This window comes from Pseudomonas sp. SBB6 (genome assembly GCF_024213215.1).
In the GTDB taxonomy this organism is placed as follows: Bacteria; Pseudomonadota; Gammaproteobacteria; order Pseudomonadales; family Pseudomonadaceae; genus Aquipseudomonas; species Aquipseudomonas donghuensis.
The window spans coordinates 291,079-306,981 of record NZ_JANAVH010000006.1; the positions used below are offsets into that span (position 1 = coordinate 291,079).

The window sequence follows — 15,903 nt, forward strand, 5'->3', positions numbered from 1 at the left end:
CGCGGCGTCAGACGCCGCCGAAACTGCCGGCCAGGGTACCCATGATCAGCGCCCAGCCATCGACCAGGACGAACAGCATGATCTTGAACGGCAACGAGATGATCAGCGGCGAGAGCATCATCATACCCATGGCCATCAGCACACTGGCGACCACCAGGTCGATGATCAGGAACGGGATGAAAATCATGAAACCGATCTGGAACGCGGTCTTGAGCTCCGAGGTGACGAAGGCCGGTACCAGGATGGTCAGTGGCGCCTGATCAGGGCTGGCGATGTCGGTGCGCTTGGACAGGCGCATGAACAGGTCCAGATCACTCTCGCGGGTTTGCGCCAGCATGAAGTCCTTGAGCGGCACCTGGGCCTTGCTGATGGCATCCTGGGCGCTGAGCTTTTCGCTCAGGTACGGCTGCAGGGCATCCTGGTTCACCCGGTCGAACACCGGCGCCATGATGAACATCGTCAGGAACAGCGCCATGCCGGTCAGGATCTGGTTCGACGGGGTCTGCTGCAGGCCCAGGGCCTGGCGCAGAATGGAGAAGACGATGATGATGCGGGTGAAGCTGGTCATCAGCACGACGAACGCCGGGATGAAGCTCAGCGCCGTCATGATCAGCAGGATCTGCAGGCTGACCGAATACTCCTGCTGCCCGTCTGCCCCACTGGACAGGGTGATCGCCGGGATCGACAACGGATCAGCCGCCAAAGCCATTGGCGCCGCCAGCAACAGCGCCAGCGTCAACATCATGCGCAACGCGCCCATCACGACCTTCCCTTCTGATCCTTGCCCATCAGCTCCATCAAGCGCTGGGCGAATTCTGGTGTTGCCTGACGCGCGCTGACGGGCACTTCGACTGGCTCGGCCAATACATGCAAGGCCTCGATTGTGCCTGGCGAATGACCGATGAGGATCTGCTCCTTGCCAACCTGCACCAGCAGCAAGCGATCACGCGGCCCCAGCGAACGGCTGCCAAGGATCTCGATGACCTGACCACTGCCCGGTGCGGCGTTCTGCACCCGGCGCAGCAGCCAGGCCAGGAAAAAGATCAACCCCAGCACCAGCAGCAGGCCAAGCACCAGCTGCGTCAGCTGCCCAGCCGCGCTGCCGCTCGCCGCCGGCGCCACCACGGCAGCGGCCGGCTGCGTGACGGCGGCCAGGGCGACATCCACATACAGGCCACCACACAGGGCCAGGCCGTTGCGCAGGAGCCTGCTCACTCAGCGCAACTTCTTGATGCGTTCGCTTGGGCTGATCACGTCAGTCAGGCGGATACCGAACTTTTCGTTGACCACGACCACCTCGCCGTGGGCGATCAGGGTGCCGTTGACCAGCACGTCCAGCGGTTCGCCGGCCAGGCGGTCGAGTTCGATCACCGACCCCTGGTTGAGCTGCAGCAGGTTGCGGATGTTGATTTCGGTACTGCCCACTTCCATGGAAATGCTCACCGGGATATCCAGGATCACGTCCAGGTTCGGGCCATCAAGGGTCACCGGCTCGTTGCTGCGCGGCGAGCTGCCGAACTCTTCCATGGCCAGGCGATTGGTCGCCGATCCGTTGCCGGCATCGGCAGCCAGCAAGGCGTCGATATCGGACTGCCCAGCGTCGCCGGTTTCTTCCAGGGCCGCAGCCCACTCATCGGCCAGGGCCTGCTCCTCCGGGGAGGTGATATCGTTTTCGTTAGCCATTTTGTCCTCGACGGGCAATCAATTCGGAGTTGGAACCACAAGCGCCTCAGCGGCGCTCGATCGGATCGATAATCTGCAGGGCCAGGTTGCCCTTGTGCGAACCCAGCTTGGCCTTGAACGACGGCACGCCGTTGGCCCGCAGGATCAGCTCTTCCGGCAGCTCGACCGGAATCACGTCGCCCGGCTGCATGTGCAGGATGTCGCGCAGCTTGAGCTGGCGACGGGCAACCGTGGCACTGAGCGGCACGCTGACGTCCAGCACGTCTTCGCGCAGGGCCTTGATCCAGCGCTCGTCCTGGTCGTCCAGGTCGGACTGGAAACCGGCGTCGAGCATCTCGCGCACCGGCTCGATCATCGAGTACGGCATGGTCACGTGCAGGTCACCGCCGCCGCCGTCGAGCTCGATGTGGAAGGTCGAGACCACCACCGCCTCGCTCGGCCCGACAATGTTGGCCATGGCCGGGTTGACCTCGGAGTTGATGTACTCGAAGTTGACCGGCATGATCGCCTGCCAGGCCTCCTTGAGGTCGACGAAAGCCTGGTCCAGGACCATGCGCACCACGCGCAGCTCGGTCGGGGTGAACTCACGCCCTTCGATCTTGGCGTGACGACCGTCGCCACCAAAGAAGTTGTCCACCAGCTTGAACACCAGCTTGGCGTCGAGGATGAACAGCGAGGTACCCCGCAGCGGCTTGATCTTCACCAGGTTGAGGCTGGTGGGCACGTACAGCGAATGCACGTATTCGCCGAACTTCATCACCTGCACGCCGCCCACCGCCACGTCGGCGGAGCGACGCAGCAGGTTGAACATGCTGATGCGGGTATAGCGGGCGAAGCGCTCGTTGATCATTTCCAGGGTCGGCATGCGTCCGCGGACAATCCGATCCTGACTGGTCAGGTCATAACTTTTGACACTGCCGGGCTCGGCATTGCTTTCGGTTTGCACCAGCCCATCGTCGACGCCATGCAGCAAGGCATCGATTTCATCCTGGGACAGCAGGTCCTGCACGGCCATCTGGGGCTCCTACTGCAATACGAAATTGGTGAACAGCAGCTGGTCGACGACCGGCTTGCCGACTTCCTTCTGCGCCACTTCCTGGACACTGGCAGTGGCTTTCTGACGCAGCATCTCCTGACCGACCGGGCTGGCCAGGGTGTCGAACCCCTGCCCCGAGAACAGCATGACCAGGTTGTTGCGAATCACCGGCATGTGCACCTTGAGGGCATCCAGTGCAGCCTGGTCGCGGCCTTGCATGGTGATGCTCACCTGCATGAAACGCTGGCGGCCGTTCTGGTTGAAGTTGACCACGAATGCTGGCGCCAGGGGCTCGTAGATGGCCGCAGGCTTAAGGTTGGCCAGGGCCGGGTCGACGGCCGGCTTGCTCTCGGACTGGTGCAGGAAGAACCAGGTGGCACCAACCGACAGACCGACGGCCAGCAACAACGCCAGTACCAACAGCAGGATCAGCTTGAGTTTGCCTTTTGCGGCGGGGTCTTTCTCTGCTTCGCTCTTCGCCATGCCAATAATCCGTCATTCATCGGAGATTTCAGTCACATGGCGAGGGTTGAGCAAGTGTTATGCCAGATTTGCCTGGAGGGTGATTGATCGCGAATCAAGCCCGCTCCTACAGACCCTGTGGGAGCGGACCTGACCCGCGATGAGGCCAGTACGGTCAGCGCATCAGGCGTAGTAATCCACGGCGCTAGAACCGACAACGTTCTGCTGCTCGACGGGCATTGCACCCGGGGCGATATCGCCGGATTCGCCAGCCTCATTGCGCCGCGCCGCCACGCCACTGAACTTCGGTGCATCCTGGGCGCCCTGCTGCTGCCCGCCACGAGACTGATCGGCGACGTTGACGTCCGGCTGCCCCAACCCCTGCTGGGCGAACATTTCCTTGAGCCGGTGCACCTGGTTCTCCAGCGCTTCGCGCACCCCGGCATGACCACTGACAAAGGTCACCTGGGCCTGCTGTTCCGGCGCCAGGTTGACGCGGATGTCCAGGCGCCCCAACTCGGCGGGCTCAAGTTTGATATCCGCCGACTTGAGGTTCTGGCTGGACAGGTACATGACCCGGTTGACCAGGCCTTCGGTCCAGCCGCCCTGGTTCATCGCCAACGGCTGGTTGAGCGGCGTCGCCACCGGCACGGCATTGGCAGTCTTGGCCGTGGCCGCCTGGGTCAGGCTGCTCAGGCGCTCGGCAAAGTTGTCGACGCGGGTATCGCTCGAAGCACTTTTCAGGTCCTTGAGCCCATCATCGATCAGGCCACTGAAGGCTTTTTCGCCCGGCTCACCCTGTTCGGTATCGGCACCCGGCTTGTCCAGCAGGGCCGCCAGGGTATTGACGGCAGGCTGGGCAGGAGACGCCTCAGACTGGGCAGCAGCAGGCTTGGCCGCGTGAGTGGAGGTGGTTCCCTGGGCCTGGGCACTCTGCTCCAGGGCCAGGCGCAAGGCCGGCAGGTCGGCCAGAGGGTCTGCCTCCGGATCAAAAGCAGCCTGCGGATCAAGCACAGCTTCTGCTGCCGGCGACGCCACGACCGCAGGCTGCACCTGAAGCTGCGCAGCAGCCTGCACCACTGGCGCCACCGCTTCGGCCTGGGCCTGAATCAGTTGGGCGCCCGGCTGCGCATCGGTCACCTGGCCAGCTACCAGGCTGGAGTCGAGCAAGGTCGGATCTGTGCTCAGCGCCGGATCCGTTTCAGCGCCATCCTGCTCCTCAGGCAACTTTTTGCCGCTATCGGCAACCTTCGCGTCATCCCCGGTGGTTTGCTTGCCGTCGTTGACGGAGGCAGGCGTGGCGCTGGCGTTTTCGCGCAGCGGCGGGTCGCCAGCCGTAGCGTTCGCCTCGCGAGACTCCTTGGCGTACACCTGAGAAAAGCCGCCAGCCTTGTCGTTGGAGGCCTGCGGCGATTTTTCCGGCGCGCCGGAAGCGACGCGCGATGGCTTTGCCGGCGCACTGGCTTGCAGCAGGGAATTGGAAGCGACGGGCATGTAGGCGTCTCCACTACAGGGGTCGAAAGCGTAAGTTGGCGAAATTCACGCAAAAGTCGCGCCAGGTTCCATTACTGACGCCACAATTTGCTCAGCCGATCAATACGCGCCGACGCTCTTCGCGATACAACTGACGCACTGCCGAATACTCGCGGTCGATCTGATTGATCAGATCCTCGATCCCCTGCAGTGGCCCATTATTGACCCGGTCTTCCAACTGCCGGCACAACTCGGCCAACGCCAAGGCGCCCATGTTGCTGCTACTGCCCTTGAAGCTGTGCGCGGCATGCGCCAGCTCGTCGGCGTTTTTCGCTTCATGCAACTGGCTGAGGCGTTTTTCGGAATCGTCAAGAAAGGTTTCCAGCAAGTACAGGTAGCCATCTTCCATGACCTCCTGCAAGTCGCTAAGCACCTTGCGATCGATGTGAATGTCGGACACTTGCTCACTCCTTGATCAAGTTGGATTATGCCTGAGCCTCCCAGGCGAACTCCACGCATGCGCGGCGCCCCTCGTCGGCCCATTCGGCACGCCGACTCAAGCGGCGCACGAGATTCAGCCCGCGCCCGCACAACCCTTGCTCGGACACAGGCCTGGCCAGCACTTTACTCACATTGAAGCCCTTGCCGCTATCTTCGACCTCGATAATCAGACGCCCGCCCTGGCCAAGAGGTTCAACCCGCAGGTGCACGCGGATGAAGCCTGCGCTCAGCGCCTGTAGACGCTCGTTGCGCATCTGGTAATAGATGGCAAAGCTGCGCGCATCGCGTTTGAGCGCAGAATCCAGGCCCAGCACCCCGTGCTCCAGGGCATTGGAATACAGTTCGGTCAACACGCTGTGCAGCGCCCCGCCCTGAGCCCGCAGGCCGTGAATTTCCTGCAGCAACTGCTGCAGGTAAGGCAAGGGGTTGAAGCGCTTGAGCGTCTCGGCACGAAACTCGAACTGCAATGACCAGTCCAGCGGGCTGGACTGGCCACTATCAGAATAGATCACAGGCAACGGCGACGACAGTTGCGGCTCCACCACCTCGATATCCAGCAGGCTGACGTCGTCGCGCGAGCGCCCGCGAAAGCCGTCGAGCGCCTGCAGCACCTCTTCGAACAACAGCGCCGGCTGACGATTGGCCGCCAGCACCCGGCGCAAGCGCTCGACGCCGAACAACTGGTCGTTTTCATCACTGGTATCGACCACCCCGTCCGACAGCAAGAACAACCGCTCTCCCAACGCCAGCGGCAGCACCTCGGTGGTTTCGTCGAACTGCTCAGGCGCCAGGATGCCCAGCGGCAGGTGCCGCGACACCAGCGGCTGCGGCTCACCCCCGCTGGCCGGCAACAGGTAGCCGTCGGGCATGCCGCCATTCCACACTTCGACCATCCGCCTCTGGAAGCTCAGGTTCAGCAGCAGCGCACAACAGAACATGTCCACCGGCAGTATGCGCTTGAGCTTGGCGTTCATCTCCCGCAGGGTTTCGGCCAGACCGTAGCCCTTGGCCGTCATGCCATAGAACACTTCGGCCAGGGGCATGGCGCCGACCGCGGCCGGCAAACCATGTCCGGTAAAATCTCCCAGCAACACATGCATGTCGCCAGCCGGTGTGTAGGCGGCCAACAGCAAATCACCGTTGAACAAGGCATAGGGCGATTGCAGGTAGCGGATGTTCGGCGCACTCAGGCAGCCGGCATGGGCCACCTGATCAAATACCGCCTTGGCTACCCGCTGCTCGTTGAGCAGGTGATTGTGATGCCGGGCAATCTGGTCACGTTGCTCAAGCACCGTTGCCTGCAGCCGGCGCAAGCGGTCCATGGCCTTGATTTTGGCGGCCAGGATCACCGGGCTGTAAGGCTTTGCCAGAAAATCGTCGCCACCCGCCTCCAGGCAGCGCACCAGCGCCTGCTCTTCGCTCAACGAAGTCAGAAAGATGATCGGCACCAGCGCCTCACCCGCCAGGGCCTTGATTTGCCGGGCCGCCTCGAAGCCGTCCATCACCGGCATCATGGCATCGAGCAGGACGACATGCGGGCGCCGCTCGGCGAACAGGGCAACCGCCTGCTCGCCGTTCTCGGCAGTGAGCACCTGGTGCCCCTGCTTGCGCACGATGGTGGCGAGCAGCAAGCGATCGGCCGCACCATCTTCGGCGATCAGTACGCTGAGCGCCTCGACATCAGCACAGACCTGGTTCAACTGATGTCAAACAACTTGTCAAAGTTGGAGATAGCCAGGATTTTGCGCACGTCGGAACTGGCATTGACCACCCGCACATCCGACTCGTCACCCCCGGCATGATCACGCAGCAACAGCAGCATGCCCAGCGCTGAACTGTCGAGGTAGGTCGCCTCCTTGAGGTCTACCACTACCGAGTCCGGCCTGGCTGGCTTGTGCTCATAGGCATTGCGAAACTCCTGATGCTTGCCAAAGTCAAAACGCCCTTTGACCTTGATCGTCAGCTTTTTCCCATCCTGGGACACCACAGATTCAACTGCCATGTAGGCGATTCCTTCCGTTACGACGATTACAGACAACTAGAAGGTTTAGCAGCCCGGCCGCCCAGCGGCAACCCTTGGCGACCAATACCAGCCTCAGTAGCGGTCGTGACGCGGCAAACGCTGGGACAGTTCGTCGAGCAGCTTCTGCTCACGTTTGTCTTCGACCATTCGCGCTTCATCGATATAGCGCTGCACCAGCTTGCGCAAGCCCTCGACCCGGGCGTAAGCCTGCTGCCAGGTGCCCCGGGCGTTCTTCAGGTTGCTCTGGTGCCAGGCCAGGCTTTGGCGCTGCTGGGTCATGGCAGCTTCCAACTGACCAAGGAAGCTCTGGTAGTTGACCAGCCAGCTACCGGACACGCCCTGCCCGCCACGGTTGATCCACTGCAACTGGTAATCTTCGCGAAAGCGGTCGAGCTCACTGAGCTTGGCCTGGGCCATGTTCACCTGCTGCTGGAACTGCCCCAGGCGCTGGGCAGCCTGACGCTCGGCGTTTTCGGCCATTTCCACCACCGGCGCCAGGCGCGCGGCACGACTGGGCTGGGCCATGGCCTATCAGCCGCCAGTCGCAGGCTGGGCGAACACGCTGGCCAGATGCTCGCGGCTCTGTTGCATACCAACGTTTTCGTTCAGGCCCTGGCGCAGGAAATGCACCAGGCGTGGCTGCAGGGCAATGGCCAGGTCGGTCTCGGCATCGCCGCCGGCCACATAGGCACCGACACTGATCAGGTCGCGGCTTTGCGACAGGCGCGACCACAGCTGCTTGAACTGCTGCGCCTCGGTCATCTGCTCGGGGCTGACCACCTGCGGCATGACCCGGCTGATCGAAGCCTCGATATCAATGGCCGGGTAGTGCCCCTCCTCGGCCAGACGCCGGGACAGCACGATGTGGCCATCGAGGACACCCCGCGCCGAGTCGGCAATCGGGTCTTGCTGGTCATCGCCTTCGGACAACACGGTATAGAAGGCGGTGATCGAGCCACCTCCGGCCTCGCCGTTACCGGCGCGCTCCACCAGCTTGGGCAGCTTGGCGAACACCGATGGCGGGTAACCCTTGGTGGCTGGCGGCTCGCCGATGGCCAGGGCGATTTCCCGCTGGGCCTGGGCAAAACGGGTGAGTGAATCCATCAGCAACAGGACGTTCTTGCCCTTGTCGCGAAAATACTCGGCGATGCGCGTGCAGTACATGGCCGCGCGCAAGCGCATCAATGGCGCGTCATCAGCAGGCGATGCCACCACTACCGAGCGCTTGAGGCCTTCCTCACCCAGAATGTGCTCGATGAACTCCTTGACCTCACGCCCGCGCTCACCGATCAGGCCGACGACGATGATGTCCGCCTCGGTGAAGCGGGTCATCATGCCCAGCAGCACACTCTTACCCACGCCGGTACCGGCAAACAGGCCCAGGCGCTGACCGCGGCCAACCGTCAACAAACCGTTGATGCTGCGAATACCGACATCCAGCGGCTGGCTGATCGGGTCGCGATTGAGCGGGTTGATGGTCGGACCGTCCATTGGCACCCAGTCTTCAGCCTTCATTCCGCCCTTGCCATCCAGCGCCCGCCCGGCGCCATCGAGCACCCGCCCGAGCATGCTCATGCCCATGGGCAGGCGGCCACTGTCGGCCAGCGGTACCACGCGAGCACCGGGTGCGATGCCGGCAACGCTGCCAACCGGCATGAGAAATACCTTGCCGCCGGCAAAGCCCATGACTTCGGCCTCGACCCGCACCGGGTGATAGCTGTCGTCGTTGATCACGACACAGCGGCTGCCAACGGCCGCACGCAGGCCCTCGGCTTCCAGGGTCAGGCCGACCATGCGCAGCAGGCGGCCTTCGACCACTGGCTGGGACGGTAAATTGACGGCATCGGCGTAGGCGCCAAGGCGCTTGCCAAAACTGGTTCGCTCAAGGCGCATCGGCGTTGCCCAGGTCAACCTGCAGGTCTGGCGCGGCCGGGTGCAGGCCTTGGTCATGGAGCTGATCAAAGAGTTGCGCGATGGCTTTCTCGATACGGGTTTCCATGGTCGCGTCGATGCGGCTGTGATCGGTTTCAATGCGGCAGCCGCCCGGCAGCAACGCCTCGTCTTCGAGCAGCTTCCAGCGCTCTTCGTGGCGCTCGCGCAGGGCCTTGGCCAACTCGAAGTCCTGCGGGTTGATATGGATGCGGATGTTCTCGGCGCCCATTGGCAGCAGTTTCAGCGCCTCACGCAGCACCTGGCTGATCTGGCTGGAATCGCTGTGCAGTTCGCGGCCAATGACCTCGCGGGCGATATGCCCGACCAGGTGCACAACGGCCTTTTCGATCTGGCTGTCCTGTTCGGCGATGGGTTCGAGCAAATGCCCCATGAGCTGTTCAAGGCTGGCCAGCTTGGCGCCCAGGGCCTCTTCGGCTTCCTGGCGGACCTTGAGCTGGGTGCTGTGAAAGCCCTCGCGCTCCCCCGTGGCAAAACCTTCGTTGTAGGCTTCCTGGCGGATGCTTTCGAGCTCTTCGAGGGTCAGTGGCTGGACTTCTTCCAGCGGCACTTCTTCGATTTCTTCCTGAACCTCTTCAGGTTCCGGCTCTGGCGCAGGTTCTGGCTCGGGATCGAAGCTAGGCAGCGCCCAGCGATCGAAGCCATCGAGATCGTTGGCGCGAATCAGCTCACTGAGGTGCTCGTTGGTTGACATGATTTCACGCACTCGTAAAACAGTTCTGTGGGAGCTGGCTTGCCAGCGATGCGGACACCTCGCCCCCAGGGTTACTGCGTCGATTCCATCGCCGGCAAGGCCAGCTCCCACAGGGGCTGGTGCCAGCAACGAGATCCGCTTAGATCATCTCTTCGCCGCCCTTGCCACCGAGGACGATTTCTCCGGCTTCGGCCATACGGCGGGCGATGGTGAGGATTTCCTTCTGTGCCGTCTCGACATCGCTGACCCGCACCGGGCCCTTGGCCTCGAGGTCGTCGCGCAGCAGCTCGGACGCACGCTTGGACATGTTTTTGAAGATCTTCTCCTTGACCTTCTCGTCGGCGCCCTTGAGCGATACCACCAGCACGTCGGAAGACACTTCGCGCAACAGCGCCTGGATACCACGATCGTCGACATCGGCCAGGTTGTTGAAGACGAACATCAGGTCTTCGATCTGCTCGGAGAGTTCGCCGTCGATGTCGCGGATAGCGTCCATCAACTGGCCTTCGACGGAGCTGTCGAGGAAGTTCATGATGTCCGCTGCCCGCTTGATACCACCCAGGGTGGTGCGCGCGGCATTGGAGTTGCCGGCGAACTGCTTCTCGAGGATCTGGTTCAGCTCCTTGAGCGCCGCCGGCTGCACGGTGTTCAGCGACGACACGCGCAGGATGATGTCCAGGCGTACCTTGTGGTCGAAGTTGCCCAGCACTTCACCGGCCTGATCCGGGTCCAGGTAGGCGACTACGATGGCCTGGATCTGCGGGTGCTCGTAGCGGATGACATCGGCCACGGCGCGCGGCTCCATCCATTTGAGGCTGTCCAGGCCGCTGGTGTTGCCACCCAGCAGGATGCGGTCGATCAGGCCGTTGGCCTTGTCCTCGCCCAGGGCCTGGGTGAGCATCTTGCGGATGTAGCCGTCGGAGCCAACGCCCAGGCTGGTCTGGTCGCCGACGATCTCGACGAACTCGCTCATCACCTGCTCGACCTGCTCGCGATGGACGTTGCCCATCTGCGCCATGGCCACGCCGACCCTCTGCACTTCCTTGGGGCCCATGTGCCGCAGCACTTGCGCGGCATCGGTTTCACCCAGCGACAGCAGCAGGATCGCGGCCTTGTCGACGCGGGTCAGTTTGGCGGTAAGGGCTCGGTTATCACTCATCGGCGTTGATCCACTCTTTCACGACCTGGGCCACACGACCCGGGTCTTCGGCCACCAGGCTCTTGATTGCATTGAGCTGTGCGTCATAACCCTCGCTCGGGCTTGGCAGCAGAATGCTTTGCGGACCACCCAGGCTGACGCGGTCGTTGGCCAGATCGCCATCCAGACCGAGCATGCCGCCCAGTTCCATGTCGCCATCGGCACCGGCGCCTTGCTTGCCATTGCCGGTGATGTTGTTGAGGACCGGACGCAGCACGCCGAACACCAGGACCAGGATGAACAGCACACCCATGACCTGCTTGATGATGTCCCAGAACCATGGCTGCGAGTAGAACGGAATTTCGCTGATCACCTCGCCACGGTCGGCGGCGAACGGCACGTTGATCACGCTGACGCTGTCACCGCGGCTGGCGTCGAAGCCCACCGCGTCCTGCACCAGGCGGGTAAAGCGCGCCAGGTCCTCGGCAGCCCACGGCGTGCGGGCGGCATCGCCGGTGGCCGGGTCGACCTTGAGCTGGTCATCGACCACCACGGCCACCGACAGGCGGGTCAGACGCCCCTGCTGCTGGCGGGTATGGCTGATGGAGCGGTCCAGCTCGAAGTTCTTGGTCGACTGCTGACGCTTGTCGGCCGGGTACGGCGCGAGCATCGGCTGGCCGGTGGCCGGGTCCATGATCTGCTGGCCGTTGGCATCGAGCAGCGGCTGACCCGACTGAATGGCGCTGGCAGCGGTTTGCGCGCCGCCGGTGGTCTGCGGCGCCGAGGCCGGGCCGGGTGGCTGGTTGCTCAGGGCACCGGGCACACCTTGCGGCCCCATGCTGCTGGAGCGTTGTTCGTTGACCGACTGCTCGCTGCGCAGCGCCGGCTGGTCAGGGTTGAACTGCTCGGAGGTCGACTCGACCGCGCTGAAGTCAACATCGGCCGACACTTCAGCCTTGTAGCGATCGTTGCCCAGCACCGGCTGGAGGATGTTGTGCACACGCTGAGTCAGCAGGCCTTCCATGCGGCGGCTGTAATCGAACTGCTTGCCTGCCATGGTCAGCTCGGAGCTTTCCGCCTGATCGGACAGCAGGTTGCCCTTCTGGTCGACCACGGTGACCTGGGACTTGTTCAGCTCCGGCACGCTGGTCGCCACCAGGTTGACGATGGCCATCACCTGACCGGCTTCCAGGGCGCGGCCCTGGTACAGCTCGACCAGTACCGAAGCGCTGGGCTTGCGCTCGTCACGTACGAACACCGAACTTTTTGGAATCGCCAGGTGCACGCGGGCACCCTTGACGTTGTTGAGGCTGGAGATGGTCCGCGCCAGTTCGCCTTCCAGGCCACGACGGTAACGGGTGGCCTCCATGAACTGGCTGGTGCCCAGGCCCTGCTCCTTGTCGAGGATCTCGAAGCCGACATTGCCATCGCTCGGCGCCACGCCGGCGGCTGCCAGTTTCAGGCGGGCACGGGAAATATCGTCGGCCTTGACCAACAGGGCCCCGGAATTGGGTTCGACGTTGTAGGGGATGTCGGCAGCGGCCAGGGTGTCCATGACCTGCTTGGTGTCCATGCCGGCCAGGCTGCCGTACAGCGGCCGGTAGTCCGGCTGCTGCGACCACAGCACCACGGCAAAGCCGATCGCCACGCTCGCGGCCAGACCGACCAGCAGGCCGACCTGACGCAGCATCGGCATCTGCGAGATGTTTTCCAGGAACGACATGCCGAACAACGGCGGTTTGGGCGCTGACCCGCTGCTTTTGGCGGGCACGTTATCGACGACTGCTTCGGCCATGACTCAATCTCGCCCTTATACCGGCATCTGCATGATGTCTTGATAGGCCTGCACCAGCTTGTTGCGCACCTGGGTCAAGGCCTGGAACGACACACTGGCTTTTTGCGAAGCGATCATCACGTCGGTGAGGTCTACGCCGCTTTTACCAATTTCGAAAGCATTGGCCAACTGCGTGGAGGCCTGCTGGGTATCGCTGACCTTGTTGATGGCCTGCCCCAGCATGTCGGCAAAATTGCTCGAACCGAGCTCTGGCGCAGCCGCAGCCTTCGGCATCGACATGGCGTCCATTTGCATGGCCCGCATGTCCAACATCAATCGATTAAATTCAACACCTTGGCTCATGGACTTCTCTCTCCGACGGCCCGCATTTTTTTGACACTCACGCAGCGGATAGGCAGGACATAGCAACAAGAGTGCCAGCTCTGCCCGCGGCCCGAACAAAAACTCTAATTCAACACCCTGTCAGCTCGCGTACAGGCTGGCCTCGACATCCATGCCGGCATCACGCATCTGCGCCAGCTTGTAACGCAGGGTGCGCGGGCTGATACCCAGGCGCTCGGCAGCCTCCTTGCGGCGGCCCCGCTCGGCGCGCAGGGTGTCGACGATCATCTGGAATTCGTGGCGGCGCATGTCATCGCCCAACCCGCCTGCGGCCTCGACCTCAACCTCGACCGGCGCAACCGCCATGACGGGCGTTGCGGCAAATACCGGCAAGGCACCGGCAAGACAGAAATCCGCCGCTTCGATCACCCCGCCCTGCTGCAGGATCAAGGCCCGCTGGATGGCGTTGTCCAGCTCGCGCACATTGCCCGGCCAGGCATAGCCCTGCAGGCAGGCCTGCGCCTCGGCCGACAGGCGCACCGGCGCGTGCTTCATTTTATTGACGTGGCGCGCCAGCAAGCGTTCGGCCAGCGGCAGAATATCGGCGCTGCGCTCGCGCAACGGCTTCCAGGCCAGCGGGAACACCGACAGGCGATAGAACAGGTCCTCACGAAAGCGCCCCGCCGCCACTTCGCCCGCCAGGTCGCGGTTGGTGGTGGCGACCACGCGAATGTCCAGGGCAATCGGTTTGCGCCCACCGACCCGTTCCACTTCACGCTCCTGCAGCACCCGCAGCAGCTTGGCCTGCAGCCCCAGGGGCATCTCGGAAATCTCGTCGAGCAGCAAGGTGCCACCGTCGGCCTGCTCGAACTTGCCGGCCTGGGCGGCAATCGCGCCCGTGAACGAGCCTTTCTCATGACCGAACAGGGTCGCTTCGAGCATGTTGTCGGGGATGGCTGCGCAGTTAATGGCCACGAACGGCTGATTGGCCCGTGGCGACTGCTGGTGAATGTAGCGTGCCAACACCTCTTTGCCGGTTCCGGACTCGCCCGAGATCAATACGGTCGACTCACTGCGCGCCACTCGCGCCGCCAGCTCCAGCAACTGCGCACTGGCCGGCTCGCGAGCCACCGGCCCTTCGCCGTCAGCGGCACCGGCCACCCCCAGGGCGTGACGCGCCACCAGCTCAAGCAATGCCTTGGGTTCGAACGGCTTGACCAGGTAATCCGCCGCCCCTTGGCGCATGGCCTCGACCGCACGCTCGACGGCGGCATGAGCGGTCATCAACAGCACCGGCAAGTACGGCTGGCGAGCACGCAACAGGGCGAGCAACTGATGCCCGTCCATCCCCGGCATGTTGACATCACTGACCACCAGGCTGAACGCCTCGTTGGCGACCACTTCCAGCGCCTCCTCGGCCGAGCCCACAGCCTGGTGGGCAAAGCCGCCCAGCTCAAGCGTATCGGCCAATGCCTGACGCAGGGCGCGGTCGTCTTCGACCAGCAGCACCTTGATTGCTTTCATGACTCTGTCTCCGCCTGCTGCGCGCCGATCAGCGGCAGGCTGATCCGGGCACAGGTGCCGCGACCCGGTCGCGAACGTAATTGCAAACTGCCCTGATGGGCGCGCACCACCGCCTTGACCACCGCCAGGCCCAGCCCGGTACCGGTGGCCTTGGTGGTCAGGAACGGTTCGCCCAGGCGCGCCAGCAAGGCGCTGTCGATACCGCCACCGGCATCGCTGATGCACAGGTGCAACACCTGCTCGCGCCGGTACAGGTGAACCTTGAGCCGCGCAGGCTCGCCACTGGCCTGCACCGCGTTTTCGACCAGGTTGAGCAGGGCGCCGACCAGGGTGTCGCGATTACACAGCAACTCGCCCAGGTGGCCGTCGCACTGCCAGCGCACGGCATGCCCCTGGACATGGGTCTGCGCCGCCTGCTGCAGCGCCTGGAACAGGGCCTTGGGTGTCAGCCGATCGGTCAGCGGCAACTCGCCACGGGCAAACACCAGCATGTCACGCACCTGGTGCTCCAGCTCATGCAGGCGCTCCTTGAGGCTGCCGGCAAACCGCTGCTGGGTTTCAACCGGCAGGCTTTGCTCGGCCAGATGGCTGGCATAGAGCATGGCCGCCGACAACGGCGTGCGAATCTGATGGGCCAGGGAGGCAACCATGCGCCCCAGGGACGACAGGCGCTCGTGCCGGGACAGTTGATCTTGCAGGCGACGGGTTTCGGTCAGGTCGTTGAGCAGTACCAGTTGCCCAGGCTCGGCATCCAGCGAGCGCGTGGCGATCGACAGGCGCCGGCCATCACGCAGCGACACCTCGTGACCGTCATCCTCGCGCGGGGCAAAACTGCGGGCAATCACCTGGCGCCACAGCTCGCCCACCAGCGGCTCGCCGAGCAGGTCACAGGCCGCTGGATTGGCCTCGCGCACACGACCCAGGCCATCGATGACAATGACCCCGCCCGGCAACAGGTCGAGCAGGTTCTGCAAACGGTTGGCCAGGCGCTCCTTCTCGGCAAGCTCGGCCATGCGCTGGGCACTGACCACTGCCAGCTCACCCTTGAGTTCGGTGACCCGGGCTTCGAGCAGGTTATAAGACTCACTGAGCCGGGTGGACACCTGATCGAACAAGGCAAAGGCCTGCTCAAGGCCGAGGCGGCTTTCCTGCTCGGCGGCGTTCGGCCCCTTCGGTTCAGGGACACAGGAGATGGTGGCGACCTGGGGCATCGTGCTCTCTCGCGTGACTGACCGTCATAAAACGGTATGGTGTCAGCGATATAGCAATAGCCGTGCCGGATAGTTTCAGAGTGGCTGCGAGC

General features: G+C 63.4%; 17 protein-coding genes. All 17 read right to left on the minus strand.

Translation table 11 applies throughout. From position 1 onward, the window contains the following. Positions 1–7: 7 nt before the first annotated feature. Positions 8–760: a flagellar type III secretion system pore protein FliP gene (fliP, locus tag NLX68_RS14850; protein WP_010225011.1), complete on the minus strand. Its 753-nt coding sequence runs from the start codon at positions 758–760 to the stop codon at positions 8–10. After that, entirely contained in the window at positions 760–1,155 is a 396-nt protein-coding gene (gene fliO / locus NLX68_RS14855) for a flagellar biosynthetic protein FliO (RefSeq protein ID WP_254284635.1), read from the minus strand. Before fliO ends, fliP begins: the two co-directional genes overlap by 1 nt. 60 nt (positions 1,156–1,215) lie before the next feature. After that, the gene (gene fliN, locus NLX68_RS14860) at positions 1,216–1,683 is read right to left on the minus strand and encodes a flagellar motor switch protein FliN (RefSeq protein ID WP_254284591.1); all 468 of its coding nucleotides are present in this window, start codon (positions 1,681–1,683) and stop codon (positions 1,216–1,218) included. 46 nt (positions 1,684–1,729) lie between these two features. Continuing rightward, positions 1,730–2,698, minus strand: coding sequence for a flagellar motor switch protein FliM (fliM, locus tag NLX68_RS14865; RefSeq protein WP_010225006.1), 969 nt, complete (start codon positions 2,696–2,698; stop codon positions 1,730–1,732). A 9-nt stretch (positions 2,699–2,707) separates the two neighbouring features. After that, positions 2,708–3,202 carry a flagellar basal body-associated protein FliL gene (gene fliL, locus NLX68_RS14870; RefSeq protein ID WP_010225005.1) on the minus strand — a complete coding sequence of 165 codons (495 nt, stop codon included), beginning with the start codon at positions 3,200–3,202 and terminating at the stop codon, positions 2,708–2,710. A gap of 162 nt (positions 3,203–3,364) precedes the next feature. After that, a complete protein-coding gene (locus NLX68_RS14875; protein ID WP_254284592.1) occupies positions 3,365–4,675 on the minus strand; it encodes a flagellar hook-length control protein FliK in 1,311 nt (436 codons plus the stop codon). A 91-nt stretch (positions 4,676–4,766) separates the two neighbouring features. Further along, on the minus strand, positions 4,767–5,114 hold the full coding sequence (locus tag NLX68_RS14880) for an Hpt domain-containing protein (protein WP_254284593.1): 348 nt from the start codon (positions 5,112–5,114) through the stop codon (positions 4,767–4,769). A gap of 25 nt (positions 5,115–5,139) precedes the next feature. Beyond that, positions 5,140–6,855: a fused response regulator/phosphatase gene (locus tag NLX68_RS14885; RefSeq protein WP_254284594.1), complete on the minus strand. Its 1,716-nt coding sequence runs from the start codon at positions 6,853–6,855 to the stop codon at positions 5,140–5,142. Then, positions 6,852–7,157, minus strand: a complete 306-nt coding sequence (locus NLX68_RS14890) for an STAS domain-containing protein (RefSeq protein WP_010225001.1) — start codon at positions 7,155–7,157, stop codon at positions 6,852–6,854. The genes NLX68_RS14885 and NLX68_RS14890 overlap by 4 nt, the downstream gene beginning before the upstream one ends. A gap of 93 nt (positions 7,158–7,250) precedes the next feature. Then, on the minus strand, positions 7,251–7,703 hold the full coding sequence (fliJ, locus tag NLX68_RS14895; protein ID WP_254284595.1) for a flagellar export protein FliJ: 453 nt from the start codon (positions 7,701–7,703) through the stop codon (positions 7,251–7,253). Between the two features lie 6 nt (positions 7,704–7,709). Beyond that, entirely contained in the window at positions 7,710–9,071 is a 1,362-nt protein-coding gene (gene fliI / locus NLX68_RS14900) for a flagellar protein export ATPase FliI (RefSeq protein WP_036994320.1), read from the minus strand. After that, positions 9,061–9,822 carry a flagellar assembly protein FliH gene (gene fliH, locus NLX68_RS14905; RefSeq protein ID WP_254284596.1) on the minus strand — a complete coding sequence of 254 codons (762 nt, stop codon included), beginning with the start codon at positions 9,820–9,822 and terminating at the stop codon, positions 9,061–9,063. Before fliH ends, fliI begins: the two co-directional genes overlap by 11 nt. A gap of 139 nt (positions 9,823–9,961) precedes the next feature. Next, entirely contained in the window at positions 9,962–10,981 is a 1,020-nt protein-coding gene (fliG, locus tag NLX68_RS14910; protein WP_254284597.1) for a flagellar motor switch protein FliG, read from the minus strand. Further along, the gene (fliF, locus tag NLX68_RS14915) at positions 10,974–12,755 is read right to left on the minus strand and encodes a flagellar basal-body MS-ring/collar protein FliF (protein ID WP_254284598.1); all 1,782 of its coding nucleotides are present in this window, start codon (positions 12,753–12,755) and stop codon (positions 10,974–10,976) included. The genes fliG and fliF overlap by 8 nt, the downstream gene beginning before the upstream one ends. Before the next feature lie 15 nt (positions 12,756–12,770). Further along, on the minus strand, positions 12,771–13,097 hold the full coding sequence (fliE, locus tag NLX68_RS14920; RefSeq protein ID WP_010224994.1) for a flagellar hook-basal body complex protein FliE: 327 nt from the start codon (positions 13,095–13,097) through the stop codon (positions 12,771–12,773). 120 nt (positions 13,098–13,217) lie between these two features. Further along, a complete protein-coding gene (locus NLX68_RS14925) occupies positions 13,218–14,600 on the minus strand; it encodes a sigma-54 dependent transcriptional regulator (protein WP_254284599.1) in 1,383 nt (460 codons plus the stop codon). Beyond that, complete coding sequence (locus NLX68_RS14930) at positions 14,597–15,811, minus strand: PAS domain-containing sensor histidine kinase (RefSeq protein ID WP_254284600.1); 1,215 nt, start codon at positions 15,809–15,811, stop codon at positions 14,597–14,599. The genes NLX68_RS14925 and NLX68_RS14930 overlap by 4 nt, the downstream gene beginning before the upstream one ends. Positions 15,812–15,903 lie beyond the last annotated feature (92 nt).

Coding starts and splice junctions, on each gene's coding strand:
- fliP (WP_010225011.1), bottom strand. CDS start 760: ATGGGCGCGTTGCGCATGATGTTGACGCTGGCGCTGTTGCTGGCGGCG.
- fliN (WP_254284591.1), bottom strand. CDS start 1,683: ATGGCTAACGAAAACGATATCACCTCCCCGGAGGAGCAGGCCCTGGCC.
- fliM (WP_010225006.1), bottom strand. CDS start 2,698: ATGGCCGTGCAGGACCTGCTGTCCCAGGATGAAATCGATGCCTTGCTG.
- fliL (WP_010225005.1), bottom strand. CDS start 3,202: ATGGCGAAGAGCGAAGCAGAGAAAGACCCCGCCGCAAAAGGCAAACTC.
- NLX68_RS14875 (WP_254284592.1), bottom strand. CDS start 4,675: ATGCCCGTCGCTTCCAATTCCCTGCTGCAAGCCAGTGCGCCGGCAAAG.
- NLX68_RS14890 (WP_010225001.1), bottom strand. CDS start 7,157: ATGGCAGTTGAATCTGTGGTGTCCCAGGATGGGAAAAAGCTGACGATC.
- fliJ (WP_254284595.1), bottom strand. CDS start 7,703: ATGGCCCAGCCCAGTCGTGCCGCGCGCCTGGCGCCGGTGGTGGAAATG.
- fliI (WP_036994320.1), bottom strand. CDS start 9,071: ATGCGCCTTGAGCGAACCAGTTTTGGCAAGCGCCTTGGCGCCTACGCC.
- fliH (WP_254284596.1), bottom strand. CDS start 9,822: ATGTCAACCAACGAGCACCTCAGTGAGCTGATTCGCGCCAACGATCTC.
- fliG (WP_254284597.1), bottom strand. CDS start 10,981: ATGAGTGATAACCGAGCCCTTACCGCCAAACTGACCCGCGTCGACAAG.
- fliF (WP_254284598.1), bottom strand. CDS start 12,755: ATGGCCGAAGCAGTCGTCGATAACGTGCCCGCCAAAAGCAGCGGGTCA.
- fliE (WP_010224994.1), bottom strand. CDS start 13,097: ATGAGCCAAGGTGTTGAATTTAATCGATTGATGTTGGACATGCGGGCC.
- NLX68_RS14925 (WP_254284599.1), bottom strand. CDS start 14,600: ATGAAAGCAATCAAGGTGCTGCTGGTCGAAGACGACCGCGCCCTGCGT.
- NLX68_RS14930 (WP_254284600.1), bottom strand. CDS start 15,811: ATGCCCCAGGTCGCCACCATCTCCTGTGTCCCTGAACCGAAGGGGCCG.